The organism is Methylibium sp., from assembly GCF_965279545.1.
Classification (GTDB): Bacteria; Pseudomonadota; Gammaproteobacteria; order Burkholderiales; family Burkholderiaceae_C; genus Methylibium.
On the sequence record NZ_OZ257250.1, the window covers coordinates 474,378 to 488,177 of the forward strand.

13 protein-coding genes are annotated in these 13,800 nt (G+C 69.0%); 9 read left to right on the forward strand and 4 right to left on the reverse strand.

The window, feature by feature from the left end:
* Positions 1-286 precede the first annotated feature (286 nt).
* Entirely contained in the window at positions 287-1,288 is a 1,002-nt protein-coding gene (locus tag ACQY9S_RS02240; protein ID WP_428422947.1) for an alpha/beta fold hydrolase, read from the forward strand.
* A 233-nt stretch (positions 1,289-1,521) separates the two neighbouring features.
* On the opposite strand, the gene ACQY9S_RS02245 is transcribed toward ACQY9S_RS02240, so the two are convergent.
* A complete protein-coding gene (locus ACQY9S_RS02245) occupies positions 1,522-3,621 on the reverse strand; it encodes a sigma-54-dependent Fis family transcriptional regulator (protein ID WP_428422948.1) in 2,100 nt (699 codons plus the stop codon).
* A gap of 413 nt (positions 3,622-4,034) precedes the next feature.
* Here ACQY9S_RS02245 and ACQY9S_RS02250 point away from each other — a divergent pair, with 413 nt between their 5' ends.
* From ACQY9S_RS02250 to ACQY9S_RS02275, 6 genes are all read left to right on the forward strand, one after another.
* Complete coding sequence (locus tag ACQY9S_RS02250; protein WP_428422949.1) at positions 4,035-4,511, forward strand: 4Fe-4S dicluster domain-containing protein; 477 nt, start codon at positions 4,035-4,037, stop codon at positions 4,509-4,511.
* A 10-nt stretch (positions 4,512-4,521) separates the two neighbouring features.
* Positions 4,522-6,369: an aldehyde ferredoxin oxidoreductase family protein gene (locus tag ACQY9S_RS02255; protein WP_428422950.1), complete on the forward strand. Its 1,848-nt coding sequence runs from the start codon at positions 4,522-4,524 to the stop codon at positions 6,367-6,369.
* Positions 6,366-7,784, forward strand: a complete 1,419-nt coding sequence (locus tag ACQY9S_RS02260) for an FAD-dependent oxidoreductase (protein WP_428422951.1) — start codon at positions 6,366-6,368, stop codon at positions 7,782-7,784. The genes ACQY9S_RS02255 and ACQY9S_RS02260 overlap by 4 nt, the downstream gene beginning before the upstream one ends.
* 25 nt (positions 7,785-7,809) lie before the next feature.
* Positions 7,810-8,064 (forward strand): sulfur carrier protein ThiS, encoded by a 255-nt coding sequence (gene thiS / locus ACQY9S_RS02265; protein WP_428422952.1) that lies wholly within the window; start codon positions 7,810-7,812, stop codon positions 8,062-8,064.
* Entirely contained in the window at positions 8,064-8,369 is a 306-nt protein-coding gene (locus ACQY9S_RS02270; protein WP_428422953.1) for a hypothetical protein, read from the forward strand. The genes thiS and ACQY9S_RS02270 overlap by 1 nt, the downstream gene beginning before the upstream one ends.
* A gap of 394 nt (positions 8,370-8,763) precedes the next feature.
* Positions 8,764-9,348, forward strand: a complete 585-nt coding sequence (locus ACQY9S_RS02275; RefSeq protein ID WP_428422954.1) for a putative glycolipid-binding domain-containing protein — start codon at positions 8,764-8,766, stop codon at positions 9,346-9,348.
* A gap of 82 nt (positions 9,349-9,430) precedes the next feature.
* On the opposite strand, the gene ACQY9S_RS02280 is transcribed toward ACQY9S_RS02275, so the two are convergent.
* The 3 genes from ACQY9S_RS02280 to ACQY9S_RS02290 are packed head-to-tail and all read right to left on the reverse strand — an operon-like array spanning position 9,431 to position 12,076.
* Positions 9,431-10,426 carry a cytochrome d ubiquinol oxidase subunit II gene (locus ACQY9S_RS02280; protein ID WP_428422955.1) on the reverse strand — a complete coding sequence of 332 codons (996 nt, stop codon included), beginning with the start codon at positions 10,424-10,426 and terminating at the stop codon, positions 9,431-9,433.
* Complete coding sequence (locus ACQY9S_RS02285) at positions 10,423-11,805, reverse strand: cytochrome ubiquinol oxidase subunit I (RefSeq protein WP_428422956.1); 1,383 nt, start codon at positions 11,803-11,805, stop codon at positions 10,423-10,425. The genes ACQY9S_RS02280 and ACQY9S_RS02285 overlap by 4 nt, the downstream gene beginning before the upstream one ends.
* A 34-nt stretch (positions 11,806-11,839) precedes the next feature.
* The gene (locus ACQY9S_RS02290; protein WP_428422957.1) at positions 11,840-12,076 is read right to left on the reverse strand and encodes a hypothetical protein; all 237 of its coding nucleotides are present in this window, start codon (positions 12,074-12,076) and stop codon (positions 11,840-11,842) included.
* Between the two features lies 1 nt (position 12,077).
* Here ACQY9S_RS02290 and coaBC point away from each other — a divergent pair, with 1 nt between their 5' ends.
* Positions 12,078-13,322, forward strand: a complete 1,245-nt coding sequence (gene coaBC / locus ACQY9S_RS02295; RefSeq protein WP_428422958.1) for a bifunctional phosphopantothenoylcysteine decarboxylase/phosphopantothenate--cysteine ligase CoaBC — start codon at positions 12,078-12,080, stop codon at positions 13,320-13,322.
* A 4-nt stretch (positions 13,323-13,326) separates the two neighbouring features.
* Complete coding sequence (gene dut / locus ACQY9S_RS02300) at positions 13,327-13,776, forward strand: dUTP diphosphatase (protein ID WP_428422959.1); 450 nt, start codon at positions 13,327-13,329, stop codon at positions 13,774-13,776.
* The last annotated feature ends 24 nt before the right edge of the window (positions 13,777-13,800 follow it).

Consider the following 13,800-nt stretch of genomic DNA (forward strand, 5'->3'; position numbering starts at 1 on the left):
TGCGCACTCCGGCGTCTGTCGCGCCGGTCGATCATCACCAACATCGCTTCCCCTCGTCGTCTTCAGTCCCGCGCGAAATCACGCACACTGCGGGCTCGCAACCGAACGCTACCCGTGCCCTTGCGGTAACGCCAGCCCGTCATGATTTTCTTCCGAGCCACGCATGGGGCCTTGCGCATGCCGCGCAGGGCGTCCGTGTTACGGCAGCTTGCCCGGCGGTCGTCTCTCCACCGGCGCCTGGAGGTTCACGCACGGTGCGCGGTGGCCGCAACCCCGCATTGACCCTGTGAGCTTTTCCGACGATCCGGGGCAAACCCTCGTCCCTGCCTTGCCGCAAGGCGACTGGCTGGCTCCCGCTGAAGGCCACCGCGTCTGGTGGTGCGAGGGCGGCGATCCGCAGGGCTTGCCGGTGTTGATCGTGCATGGCGGCCCGGGCGGCGCCAGCCGCCTGGAGCCGACACAGTGGTTCGACGGCCTGCCGGTGCGCTGGATCGCGATCGATCAGCGTGGCTGCGGGCGCAGCCTGCCGCTGGGCGAGACGGCCCACAACGACCTCGGCACGCTGCTCGACGACATGGAGCGCCTGCGCGCGGGTCTCGGTCTGCCCTGCTGGGCGCTCGCCGGAGGGTCCTGGGGTGCTCGCGTGGCGCTGACCTATGCCTTGCGGCAGCCGCAGCGGGTGCGGGGCCTGCTGTTGCGCAGTCCCTTTCTCGCCACGGCGGCCGAGACGCGGCGCTATGTCGCGGCTTGGCCGCGGTGGCTGGGGGCGGCCGGGCGGCGGTGGTTGGGCCCCGCGGCGGCGGACGCGTTCTTCGCTTTGTATCAGAGCGAACCAGCACTGCTCCACGATGGTTCAGTGTTTACCCTCGATCGCTTGGGGGCCGATGAGCACGTTGCGCGTGTCTGGTCGGCTTACGACGCGGCGCAGTCGGTGCCGGGCGGTGTGCTGGCCAGCCAGGCGGGCTTCGATCCGGCGGCCTTGCCGGAGTCCACGCCGCGTCTTTTGGCGTCCTGGCGCATCCATGCGCACTATGCTGCGGCCGGCTGGGGGGCTGTCGGAGGTCAAGCGCCGGCGGGCATGCCGGCACTGCACGCCGGCAGCGCGGTGAGCGTGGTGTGGGGCGCGGCCGACGCGACCTGCGACCCGGCCGTGGCCCGGGTCATCGCGGCGTCGCTGCCCGGTGCCCGGGCGCAGGAGGTGCTCGGGGCGGGGCACCGCATGAGCGACCCGCTGCTCGCGCCGGCGCTGCGCGCCGCTGCACGCGAGTGGGTGGCGCGGCTGGCGTAGCTGGTTGCAGGTGCTGCGCGTTGCTGGCGAGGCCGCCGGGTAAACGGCTCCGCTCGTGTCCCCCGGCGCCGGCCTCACGGCCGTCCCCTCCTCCTTTACCTCACTTCGCCATTCACCCGACGCCCTCGCCAGCACTCACCATCGCCGCCTGCGAAGGTATTCGAGCTCTGGCAGGCCGCGGTGGTGGCAGCGCTGGGGTTGGACGATCTGATGCGTTTGAATGCAAGGCCGTGTCAGACCGGGTCGCGCCAGCGCAGCTTGCGGTAGATCGTGTTGCGGCTGATGCCCAGGCGCTTCGATGCCACGGAGATGTTGCCGCCGGCGGCGTCGACCGCGTGGCGGATCATGTCGCGCTCGAGCTCTTCCAGCGTCTTGCCGCTGTCGACGCCCGCTGACGGCGAGCGCGAGGTTGCGGAGGGCTCGGGCGCCGCCGTGTCGGCCGACGCGGTCCGCAGCAGCGCTTCTTCGAGGAAGTCGTCCGACAGGTGCTCGCGTGTGATGGTGGTCTCGCCGGCCGCCATCACCGCGGCCGTGTGCAGCACGTTGGCCAGTTGCCGCTGGTTGCCGGGCCAGTCGTAGCGCTGAAGCAGGGCCTCGACGTCCGGCGCCAGCGTCAGGTGCGCAGTCGGTGATTCATCGGCCAGCATGCGCTGGACCAGGGACATCAGGTCGGAACGCTCGCGCAGTGGCGGCAGTTTGACCGCCAGGCCGTTGAGCCGGTAGTAGAGGTCTTCGCGGATGCGGTGGGTGTCGATCAGGTCGCGCGGATTGCGGTCGGTGGCGCCGATCAGCGCCAGATCGACCTCCTGCGGCTGCAGCGCGCCGAGCGGCGTCACCTGGCGCTCCTGCAGCACGCGCAGCAGGCGCGCCTGCAGGCCCAGCGGCAGGCCGCCGATCTCGTCGAGGAACAGCGTGCCGCCACTGGCCTGCACCAGCTTGCCGACCGCGCCCTTGCGCCGCGCCCCCGGGAACACGCCCTCGGCGTAGCCGAGCAGTTCGGCCTCCAGCTGCGCCTCGGGGGTGGACGCGCACTGCACCGAGACGAAAGGCTTGTCGGCCCGCCGCGATTCGCGGTGGATGGCGCGCGCCAGCATTTCCTTGCCGCTGCCGGCCTCGCCGAGGATGAGCACCGGGATGTCGCGGTTGAGCACGCGCTTGAGCTTGGCGATCAGCGCCTCGACCTGCGCGTCGCCCGTCAGCAGCCGTGCGAAAGTGGGGTCCGGTTCGGGCGCGGTCTCGATGGACGCGGGCGCGGTGGGCGCCGCGGGCCGGGCCTCCTGCGGCTCGGTTCGTGCTGAGGTCGGGGTGCCGTCGCCGGCAGCCTGCGGCCCTGCCGAGCCGGCGCCGGCGCTCGCGCGCGGGCCGGCACCGGCCCACTGGCCCGGCCACAGGGGCCAGTTGCAACGCGCCTGGACATGAACCGTCTGTCCGTTGGGCAGCGCCATGCGCATCGGGGCGCCCATCATGGCGCGTCCGCGATCGACGATCGCCCCCAGGGGCGTGCCGAGCAGGCTGGCCACGGTGTGCATGCGCAGCGCAGCGCCGCTCATGCCGAGCAGATCGAGAGCGCTGCGGTTGGCGCCGAGCAGGCGCCCATCGTGGTCGATCGCGAGGATGCCTTCGAGCAGCGTGCCGATGAACTCCATGCGCGGGTGGATGTGCAGGCGCAGCGCGTCGCTGAAATCGTCGTTCAGCCAGTGGTTCTCGATCATGCGGGCCGACATCTTCACCAGCCCCATCGTGTGCTGGTGGTAGCCGCGCCGGTCGCCGGACACGTCGAGCACGCCGAGGATGTTGCCGCGCGGGTCGAGGATGGGCGCTGCCTGGCAGGTCAGGAAGTGGTTGGCATGCATGAAGTGCTCGTCGGCATGCACCAGCACCGCCGTCTCGTCGACCAGGGCGGTGCCCATGCCGTTGGTGCCCTTGGTGCACTCGGCCCAGTTCACGCCGGGCGCCAGCGCCACCTTGCCGGCCTTCTCGAGGAAATCCTCGTCGCCGATCGAGTGGAGGATGGTGCCCTGCGCGTCGGTCAGCACCACCATGCTCTGGGTCTTCACGATCTGGTCGAACAGCAGCTCCATCACCGGCGCGGCGTGGGCGAACAGGCGGCGGTTGCGTTCGCGCGTGACCGTGAAGTCGGCGCGGCCGAGCGGCGTGTAGTCCGGCGCGCCGATGCGGCTCAGTCCCAGGGCGGCGCAGCGCTCGTGGGACTCGTTGATCGACAGCACATGCTCGCCGTCGAGGGGCAGGGCGCTGGCGATCGGCCGTTGCGCCACTTCATCGCGGCGGCGGCGGTTCGCGGCGAGGTTGGGATGCACGCTGGGGGTCGACATCGAGCCATCCTTTCATGCCGCCGGTGGCGGCCAGTCTCTCGTGCCGGCAGTGGGGGCTGCGTTCACAGAAGCCACGGTGCCAGCTTGGGTACGAACCTTCGCGGTCATTGTGAGCCTGCCTGTGCCGGAAGATATGGAAGTCGTGTTCAGTTTCGCAGCACCCGCTGCCGGCGTGGTCGGCGGCAGTGGCGGGCGCTCAGGTGGGCGGCGAAGCGCCGGATGAATGCTCCCGTCTCATCGGAGCATTGCTGCAGGGGAGCAATTGTCCTGCGACGGATCAGGGTAAGCACCGGATATGAAGTGATGTGTTCAATCCAGAACATAGGCAGACTGATTCCTAGCGCGAGTCCGCAGTTTGCTGCACGCCAGGAAGCTTCGACCCGATCACCCCAACGCCAGCGGAGACGCCAGCCATGCAGAAGACCCTACACCTTGACCCCGAGAAATGCACTGGCTGCCTGCAGTGCGAAATGGCGTGCTCCTTCGAGAACTACGGTGTCTACGCGCCCAGCAAGTCGCGCATCAAGGTGTTCGACTTCCACCACACCGGCCGCAAGGTGCCCTACACCTGCACGCAGTGCGACGAAGCCTGGTGCCTGCATGCCTGTCCGGTGGAGGCCATCACGATCGACGGCGCCACCGGCGCCAAGATCGTCAACGAGACCACCTGCGTGGGCTGCAAGGTCTGCACCATCAGCTGCCCGTTCGGCACGATCAACTACGTGCAGGAGACCGGCAAGGTCCAGAAATGCGACCTGTGCGGCGGCGAGCCGGCCTGCGCGGAAGCCTGCCCGACCGGCGCCATCACCTACGTGGACGCGAACTGGACCGGCCTGAACAAGATGCAGGCCTGGGCCGACAAGCTCGGCAACCAGAGCGCTGCGGCTTAAGGAGAATCACATGTCTTGGGCAGGAAAAATCCTTCGCGTCAACCTCACGAACGGCACGGTCCAATCCGAGCCGCTGAACATGGAATGGGCCCGGGCCTACCTCGGCTCGCGCGGTCTCGCGTCCAAATACCTGGTCGAGGAGATCGACCCCAAGGTCGACCCGCTGTCGGCCGAGAACAAGATCATCTGGGCCACCGGCCCGCTGACCGGCACGATGGCCTCGACCGGCGGCCGCTACACCGTCGTGACCAAGGGCCCGCTGACCGGCGCGATCGCCTGCTCCAACTCGGGCGGCTACTGGGGCGCCGAGCTCAAGTTCGCCGGCTGGGACATGGTGATCTTCGAAGGCAAGTCGGCCAAGCCGGTCTACCTGTCGATCGAAGACGACAAGGCCGAGCTGCGCGACGCCTCCCACCTGTGGGGCAAGAGCGTCTGGCAGACCGAGGAGATCATCAAGAAGCAGCACCAGGATCCGCTGACGCGCGTGTCGAGCATCGGCCTGGCCGGCGAGAACGGCGTGCTGTACGCGGCGGTGGTCAACGACCTGCACCGCGCGGCGGGCCGCTCGGGCGTGGGCGCGGTGATGGGTGCGAAGAACCTGAAGGCCATCGCGGTGCGCGGCACCAAGGGGGTCGGCAACATCGCGAACCCGAAGGAATTCATGAAGGTGACCTTCGAGAAGAAGAAGATCCTCGCCGACAACGCCGTCACCGGCCAGGGCCTGCCGACCTACGGCACGCAGGTGCTGATGAACGTGATCAACGAGATCGGCGCGTCGCCGACGCGCAACCACCGCGACGTGCAGTTCGAGGGCGCCAAGGACATTTCCGCCGAGGCGATGGCCACGCCGCGCAAGACCGACGGCAAGAAGCCGCTGGTCACCAACCAGGCCTGTTTCGGCTGCACCATCGCCTGCGGGCGCATCCAGAAGATCGACCAGGGCCACTTCTCGGTCGAGAACAAGCCGCAGTACTGGGGCGCCTCCGGCGGCCTGGAGTACGAGGCGGCGTGGGCGCTCGGCAACGCCAACGGCGTGAACGACCTCGACGCGCTGCAGTACGCCAACGTGCTGTGCAACGAGCAGGGCATGGACCCGATCTCCTTCGGCGCGACCATCGGCGCGGTGATGGAGCTCTACGAGATGGGCGTGCTGACCAAGGAGCAGCTCGGCACCGACGCGCCGTTCGGCTCGGCCCGTGCGCTGGTGCGCTTTGCCGAGATGACGGCCAACGGCGAGGGCTTCGGCAAGGAGATCGGCCTGGGCTCGGCCCGGCTGACCGCGAAGTACGGCCACCCCGACCTGAGCATGAGCGTCAAGGGCCAGGAGTTCCCGGCCTACGACAGCCGCGGCATCCAGGGCATGGGCCTGGCCTACGCCACCTCCAACCGCGGCGCCTGCCACCTGCGCGGCTACACCGTGGCGTCCGAGGTGCTGGGCATCCCGGTGAAGACCGACCCGCTGGTGTCCGAGGGCAAGCCGGAGCTGGTCAAGGCCTTCCAGGATGCGACCGCGGCCTTCGACTCGGCCGGCATCTGCATCTTCACCAGCTTCGCCTGGGGCCTGGCCGATGTGCAGCCGCAGGTCGCGGCCGCCTGCGGCGAGGAGTTCACGCTCGAGAAGCTGAACGAGATCGGCGAACGCATCTGGAACATGGAGCGCGACTTCAACAACAAGGCCGGCTTCACCGCGAAGGACGACACGCTGCCCAAGCGGCTACTGACCGAGCCCGCGAAGACCGGCCCGGCCAAGGGCCTCGTCAACAAGCTGCCGGAGATGCTGCCGCACTACTACGAGATCCGCGGCTGGGACGCCGGCGGCCGGCTCAAGCCCGAGACGCGCGAACGCCTGGGCCTATGAGACACCTGATCCTGGGTGCCGGGCCGGCCGGCGTCATCGCGGCCGAGACGATCCGCAAGCACGCCCCCTACGACCGCATCACCATCGTCGGCGACGAGCCGGAGCCGCCGTACTCGCGCATGGCGATCCCCTACCTGCTGATGGGCCAGGTCGACGAGAGTGGCACCTACCTGCGGCGCGACGCCGACCAGTTCCGCAAGCTCGACATCGGCCTGTTGCGCCAGCGCGCGACCCAGGTCGATGCGGCGCGCCGCACGGTCACGCTCGACAACGGCAGCGTCCTGGGCTTCGACAAGCTGCTGATCGCCACCGGCTCGCAGCCGGTGCGCCCACCGGTGCCCGGCATGGACCTGCCGGGTGTGCACCCCTGCTGGACGCTGGAGAACGCGCGCCACATCCAGGCGCTGGCCAAGCCCGGCGCCAAGGTGTTGCAGATGGGCGCCGGCTTCATCGGCTGCATCATCATGGAGGCGCTGGCGGCGCGCGGCGTCGAGCTCACGGTCGTCGAGATGGGCGACCGCATGGTGCCGCGCATGATGGGGCCGGCCGCCGGCAACATGATCAAGGCCTGGTGCGAGAAGAAGGGCGTGCGCGTGTTCACCGGCACCCGCGTCGAGGCGATCGAGGCGGCGCCGTCAGGCGTTACCGAGCCGCCCGCGGCGGCACCGGTCTCGGCCGAAGGCGGCTTCATCGCCCGTGCGGCGGCGCTGCTCGGCTTCGGCAGCAAGAGCCCGGCGCCGCCCGCGCCCGAGTGGCGCGAAACGGCACCGGCGCCGCGCGGCAGCGCGATGCGCGTGCGCCTGTCGAACGGGCAGACGGTCGAGGCCGACCTGGTGATCAGCGCCACCGGCGTGAAGCCGAACGTCGCCTTCCTGAAGGACTCGGGCATAGCCTGCGGGCAGGGCGTGCTGGCCGACGAGCGGCTGCAGACCAACGTGCCCGGCATCTTCACCGCCGGCGACTGCGCCGAGGCCTTCGACCTGGCAACGCGGACGCGCGTCATCAGCGCGATCCAGCCGAACGCGGCTGACGAAGCCTATGTCGCGGCGATGAACATGCTGGAGCGCGGCGCCGTGCTCAAGCGCGTGACGCAGATCAACGTGCTCGACACGCTGGGCCTGATCTCGGCGAGCTTCGGCGACTGGCAGGGCGTGCCCGGCGGCCAGCAGACCGAGATCACCGACCTCGAGGGCTTCAAGCTGCTCAGCCTGCAGTTCGACGCGGAGCGGCTGGTCGGCTGCAACAGCATCGGCTGGACCGAGCACGTGGGCGTGATGCGTGGACTGGTCGAAGGGCGCGTGCGGCTCGGCGAATGGAAGGAAAGGCTGCTGGCCGACCCGACGCGCCTGACCGAGGCCTACATCGCCCAGGGCCAGGCGCAGGAGCGCTGGGTCCAGGCCGGCGCGCACGTGTGAGCCGTGGCTGGGCGATGATCGCCCCATGAAGATCAGCTTCAAGCTCTACGCCACGCTGACCGACTACCTGCCGCCCGAGGCCCGCAGCGGCAACCGGGTGGAACTCGACATCGCGCCCGAGGCGACGATCGCCGACGTGATCGCGCCCTACGGCCTGCCGATGAAGCTGGTGCACCTGGTGCTGGTGAACGGCCACTACGTGGCGCCGGAAAGCCGCGCCGCGCGCACCTTCGTGGACGGTGACGTGCTGGCGATCTGGCCGCCGATCGCCGGCGGCTGATGCAGGCGCGCTACGCAGCCCGCTTCGAGCGCGACATGGGCTGCACCGAGGCCGAATGGCTCGGCTGGCTGCCGGGCGCCTGCGGTGTGCATGCGCTGAGCATCGTCGGCGCCGATGCCAGCGCGCAGGTCGCCATCGGCGACGGGACGCTCCTGCTCGCCTGGTCAGGCCTGCCCGACCGGCAGATCGCGCTGATGCGCCTGCCGCGGCTGGCGGTGAGCTTTCGCTTCACGGGCGTCGACGAAGCCGCCCGCGAACGCTTCATGCGCTACTTCGACCTGTTCATGCAGCGCGGCGGCGGGTAGCGCTGCGCGGACACGGGCCTGGGACCGACTGCCTGCGTCGGCTTTGCGGTGGCATGACAAACGCCGACATTCGGCTTCAGCACGTGCGTGCAGATCATCGTGGTCGCCAAGCACCGCTGCCTGAAGAACCCCGTCAGTGGCAAGGGCCGGCAGATCGCCACCCGAGCGGTGCGCTCGGGCTGACGGCAAAGGGCGCAGAGGCTGCACGCCTCAATGCACGATTGCAGCCGCGCATTGACGCGCCATGTGGCTTCGGGCTTCAATTCATCAACTCGACGCGCCACATTCTGACCATGAACGGCCACCCTCCGCTTCCTCGCGCCGTCACAGTTCATCGTCTCGAAAAGCGGGTTATTGCCCAGTCTCGTTAGGCCGCGGCGTGAAAGGAGTGTCGATGCTCGACGCACGATCCCGCACGATCTGCTGGACACCCCTTTGTAACAGGGCGCGGGAGGGTGTCGGACTGGAGCATCTGCTTCTGGCAGACCGTGCAAGTGACAGCGTTGTCCTCGCTTACGACGAGCAGCGCGGTCCGTTCCGGCTCATCTACCGCCTCGACTGGGACGACTCGTGGCAGCTTCGCGGTGCCGAACTGGCCCTCATCACGGAGAACTCTGTCCGCTCGCTGACTCTGAAAACAGACGGCCTAGGTCACTGGCACCACGGTGATGGTCGAGTCATTGCCGAGCTCGATGGGTGCAGGGATATCGATATCTGGCCGACTCCGTTTACCAACATGTTTCCGATTCGCCGCGAGCCAATGGCTGTCGGTGAGCGGCGACGGTTCCTGATGGCTTGGGTTTTTGCGCCAGACCTGACAGTTCATCCACAGCCGCAGGCATATACGCGGCTTTCCGATCGGCGCTACCTTTTCGAGAACCTCGATGGCAGCGGCTTCCAGGCAGAGCTTCTCGTGGACGAAGAGGACATCGTGGTGGACTACCCAGGACTGTTCCGGCGCGTGAAAACGGATCGTTGACCTGGAATGCCTGAACGAGGAACAGACGGCCACGCCAGAGACTGGAGACGGCCTTGTTGCTCGACAGTTGCTGCGCACGCCCCTACCCGTACCTCAACTCCGTCGCCTTGCCCCAGAACACCCGGTACGAGAACGCCGTGTAGGCCGCGATGGCCGGCACCGAGATGCACACGCCGATCAGGATGACCTTCAGCGCTGCCGGGCTGCTGGCGGCCTGCCAGATCGTCAGCCGGTCGATCACGACGAAGGGGTAGATGCTGTAGGCCAGCCCCAGGAAGCCGAGCACGAACACGGCGATCAGCAGCACGAAGGGCAGCCAGCACAGCTCCTTGCGCACGATCGGCTGGTCGAGCACCAGGCGCGTGGTGACGAGCGCGATGGCGGTCGTGAGCGGGATCGCCATCAGCGCGATCACCGCGGGCAGCTCGAACCAGCGCTCGCGCACCGTGGCGCTGATCCACGGCGTGGCCAGCGAAATGAGCAGCATGCCCACGACCACCGGCCACCACGCCAGCCTGGCCCAGCGGATGGCCTTGCGCTGCAGCTCGCCTTCGGTCTTCATGATCAGCCAGGCGGCGCCGAGCAGCACGTAGGCCGCGGGCAGGGCCAGCGCGATGGCCGCTGCGAACACCGGGTAGTTCCAGCCCTCGCCGAAGCCGCTGATGTAGCGCCCCAGCATCCAGCCCTGCGAGGTCGACGCCAGCAGCGAGCCGGCGAAGAACAGCCGGTCCCAGGTCGACTTGTGCGCGTCCCGGGCCTTGACGCGGAAGTCGAAGGCCACGCCGCGCAGCATCAGGCCGATCAGCATCAGCGTCACCGGCAGGTAGAGCTGCGAGAGCACCAGGCCGTGCGCCTTCGGGAAGGCGATCAGCAGGATGCCGATGCCCAGCACCAGCCAGGTTTCGTTGGCGTCCCAGAACGGGCCGATCGAGGCGATCAGCACGTCCTTCTCGGCGGCGCTGGCGCGCGGCATCAGCAGGCCGACGCCGAGGTCGTAGCCGTCGCTGACGACGTAGACGAGCATCGAGATGCCCATCAGCGCCATGAAGATCAGTGGCAGGGATTGATCGAAGCTCATGCGGCACCTCCCTTCACCAGCGCGGCGGCGGCGCGGCCTTCGGCCTGCTCCAGCGCGTCGGGCTGCAGCACGTCTTCGGGTTTCTCGGCCATGTACTTCAGCACGCTCACGTAGGCCACGATCAGCGCGAGGTAGAGCGTCACGTACAGCGCGAAGCTGAGCGCGATCATCGGCGTGGGCACGTTGGTCGAGGCCACGTCGGCGGTGCGCAGCAGGCCGTAGACGATGAAGGGCTGGCGGCCGATCTCGGTCACCCACCAGCCCGCCACGGTGGCGACCCAGCCGGAGAAGCTCATGCCGGCCAGTACCCAAAGCAGGCCGCGCGACAGCCGCGCGGGTGCCCAGCCGGCGCGGCGTGCCATCCACCAGCCCGCCCAGCTCACCAGCAGCATCAGCACGCCCATGCCGACCATCACGCGAAAGGCGTAGAACAGCGGCGCGGCCGGCGGTTGGGCATCGGGGAAGTCGTTCAGGCCCTTGATCTCGCCGTCGGCATCGTGGGTCAGGATCAGGCTCGCCATCTTCGGGATCGCGATCTCGAAGTGGTTGGTGCGGGCCTTGTCGTCGGGCACCGCGAACAGCAGCAGCGGTGCGCCTTTCTCGGTGTTCCACACGCCCTCCATCGCGGCGATCTTCTGCGGCTGGTGGTGCAGGGTGTTCAGGCCGTGCAGGTCGCCGACGAAGATCTGCACCGGGATCAGCAGCGCGGCGACGGTGAGTCCGACGCGCAGCACCTTGGGCGCGGAGCGCTCGGCCTTGCCGCGCAGCAACTGCCAGGCGCTCAGTCCGGCCATCAGGAAGGCGCAGGTCAGCGCCGACGCCAGCAGCATGTGCGAGAAGCGGTAGGGGAAGGACGGCGTGAACAGCACCGCGGGCCAGCTCTTGACGTGGAACACGCCGTCGATCACCTCGTGGCCGGCGGGGGTCTGCATCCACGAGTTCAAGGCCAGGATCCAGAACGCGCTGACGGTGGTGCCGAAGGCGACGAAGAAGCTCGCCATCATGTGGATGCGCTCGCTGACGCGGCCGTGGCCGAACAGCATCACGCCCAGGAAGCCGGCCTCGAGGAAGAAGGCGGTGAGCACCTCGTAGCCGAGCAGCGGCCCGGCCACGTTGCCGGCCTTCTCCATGAAGCCCGGCCAGTTGGTGCCGAACTGGAAGCTCATCGTGATGCCGCTCACCACGCCGAGCGCGAAGCTCAGCGCGAACACCTTGGTCCAGAAGCGGTAGGCCGCGAGCCAGGCGCCGTCGTGCGTGCGCAGCCAGCGCCAGCGAAAGAACAGCAGCAGCCAGCCGAGCGCGATCGTGATCGTCGGGAACAGGATGTGGAAGGTGATGTTCGCGGCGAACTGCGCACGCGCGAGGATCAGGGGGTCCATGCGGCCGGTCCTTTCAGATCGAAGTCAACACGGTTCAACGGGCGGAGGTGCCCGGCTTCACCTTGCGGGTGAACTCCGGCAGCCGCTGGACTGTAGAGCCCATCTTCATCGGCCGGGAGAGGATTTTCGCGTCGAGCTCGTGCGCGGCCGGGTGAGGCTGGGCGCGGCGGCGGCGCTCCTGGTTCCGACGGTTCTGCGCTGCCGCGGCGGCGCCGCGATAATCGCGCCCATCCGGTCGCTCGACGAGCGGCCTCGACGACGAAAGCCTCACGATGACCGATCGCTCCGGGCCTGGCGGTGACCTCGAGAACCGGCGCCTCGTGCTGGGACTCAGCGGCGGCGTGGCCTGCTACAAGGCGGCCGAGCTGCTGCGCCTGCTGGTCAAGGCCGGCGCCAGCGTGCGGGTCGTGATGACCGACGCCGCGCAGCAGTTCATCACGCCGGTCACGATGCAGGCGCTGTCGGGCCAGCCGGTGCTGACCAGCCAGTGGGATGCCGGCGAGCCGAACAACATGGCCCACATCAACCTCACGCGCGAAGCCGATGCGGTGATCGTCGCGCCGGCGAGTGCCGACCTGATGGCCAGGCTGGCGCAGGGCCGTGCCGACGAGTTGCTGAGCCTGCTGTGCCTGGCACGGCCGATCGCCCGCTGCCCGCTGCTGCTGGCGCCGGCGATGAACCGCGAGATGTGGGCGCATCCGGCCACGCAGCGCAATGCAGCGCAACTGCGCGCCGACGGTGCGGTGATCCTCGGCCCGGCCAGCGGCGACCAGGCCTGCGGCGAGATCGGTGACGGCCGCATGCTCGAAGCCGCCGAACTGCTCGAGGACATCGTGGCCCACCTCGCACCGAAGCCGCTGGCCGGCGAGCGCGTGCTGATCACGGCCGGGCCGACCTTCGAGGCGATCGACCCGGTGCGCGGCCTGACCAATCGCTCCAGCGGCAAGATGGGTTTTGCGCTGGCGCGCGCGGCGCGCGAGGCGGGCGCCGAGGTCACGCTGGTGGCCGGCCCGGTCCATCTGCCGACGCCGCGCGGCGTGGTGCGCATCGACGTGCAGAGCGCCGAGCAGATGCTCGCCGCGGTGCTGCCGCTGGCGGCGACGCACGGCATCTTCATCGCGACCGCGGCGGTGGCCGACTGGCGCCCGGCGCGCCTGGCCGAACACAAGATCAAGAAGGACGGCAAGAAGCTCGTGCCGAGCTTCGAGCTGGTCGAGAACACCGACATCCTCGCGACGGTGGCGGCGCTGCCGAAGCCGCCGTTCTGCGTCGGCTTCGCGGCAGAGAGCGAGCACCTGGCCGCGCACGCCCGCACCAAGCTCGAACGCAAGAAGCTGCCGCTGGTGGTGGGCAACCTCGGGCCGGCCACCTTCGGCCGCGATGACAACGCCTTGCTGCTGGTCGATGCCGAGGGCGAACAGGCCTTGCCGGCCGATGGCGGCACGGCCGACAAGCTCACGCTGGCGCGTGCGCTGGTGGCCGAGATCGCGCGACGCCGCGCCACGCTGAATTCATGATTCCATGACGACCATCGACCTGAAAGTGCTGGACCCGCGCCTCGCGGACCAGTTGCCCGCCTATGCGACGCCCGGCAGCGCCGGCCTCGATCTGCGCGCCTGTCTTCATGCGCCGATGGTGCTGGAGCCGGGCCGCACGGAGCTGATCCCGACCGGCCTGGCCATCCACATCGGCGATCCCGGCCTGGCGGCGATGATCCTGCCGCGCTCGGGCCTGGGTCACAAGCACGGCATCGTGCTCGGCAACCTGGTCGGTCTGATCGACTCCGACTACCAGGGCCCGCTGATGGTGAGCTGCTGGAACCGCGGCACCACCGCCTTCACGGTGCAGCCGCTCGAACGCATTGCCCAGCTGGTGATCGTGCCGGTGGTGCAGGCGCGCTTTCGCGTCGTCGACGAATTCGGCCTGTCCGAGCGCGGCGAGGGCGGCTTCGGCTCGACCGGCAAGCGCTGACCGCACCGGGCCGACCGCACACCC

What these genes read in the sequence shown, in the direction of transcription:
- ACQY9S_RS02245 (WP_428422948.1), bottom strand. Translation starts at nt 3,621, where the DNA reads ATGTCGACCCCCAGCGTGCATCCCAACCTCGCCGCGAACCGCCGCCGC.
- ACQY9S_RS02250 (WP_428422949.1), top strand. Translation starts at nt 4,035, where the DNA reads ATGCAGAAGACCCTACACCTTGACCCCGAGAAATGCACTGGCTGCCTG.
- ACQY9S_RS02255 (WP_428422950.1), top strand. Translation starts at nt 4,522, where the DNA reads ATGTCTTGGGCAGGAAAAATCCTTCGCGTCAACCTCACGAACGGCACG.
- ACQY9S_RS02260 (WP_428422951.1), top strand. Translation starts at nt 6,366, where the DNA reads ATGAGACACCTGATCCTGGGTGCCGGGCCGGCCGGCGTCATCGCGGCC.
- thiS (WP_428422952.1), top strand. Translation starts at nt 7,810, where the DNA reads ATGAAGATCAGCTTCAAGCTCTACGCCACGCTGACCGACTACCTGCCG.
- ACQY9S_RS02270 (WP_428422953.1), top strand. Translation starts at nt 8,064, where the DNA reads ATGCAGGCGCGCTACGCAGCCCGCTTCGAGCGCGACATGGGCTGCACC.
- ACQY9S_RS02275 (WP_428422954.1), top strand. Translation starts at nt 8,764, where the DNA reads ATGCTCGACGCACGATCCCGCACGATCTGCTGGACACCCCTTTGTAAC.
- ACQY9S_RS02280 (WP_428422955.1), bottom strand. Translation starts at nt 10,426, where the DNA reads ATGAGCTTCGATCAATCCCTGCCACTGATCTTCATGGCGCTGATGGGC.
- ACQY9S_RS02285 (WP_428422956.1), bottom strand. Translation starts at nt 11,805, where the DNA reads ATGGACCCCCTGATCCTCGCGCGTGCGCAGTTCGCCGCGAACATCACC.
- coaBC (WP_428422958.1), top strand. Translation starts at nt 12,078, where the DNA reads ATGACCGATCGCTCCGGGCCTGGCGGTGACCTCGAGAACCGGCGCCTC.
- dut (WP_428422959.1), top strand. Translation starts at nt 13,327, where the DNA reads ATGACGACCATCGACCTGAAAGTGCTGGACCCGCGCCTCGCGGACCAG.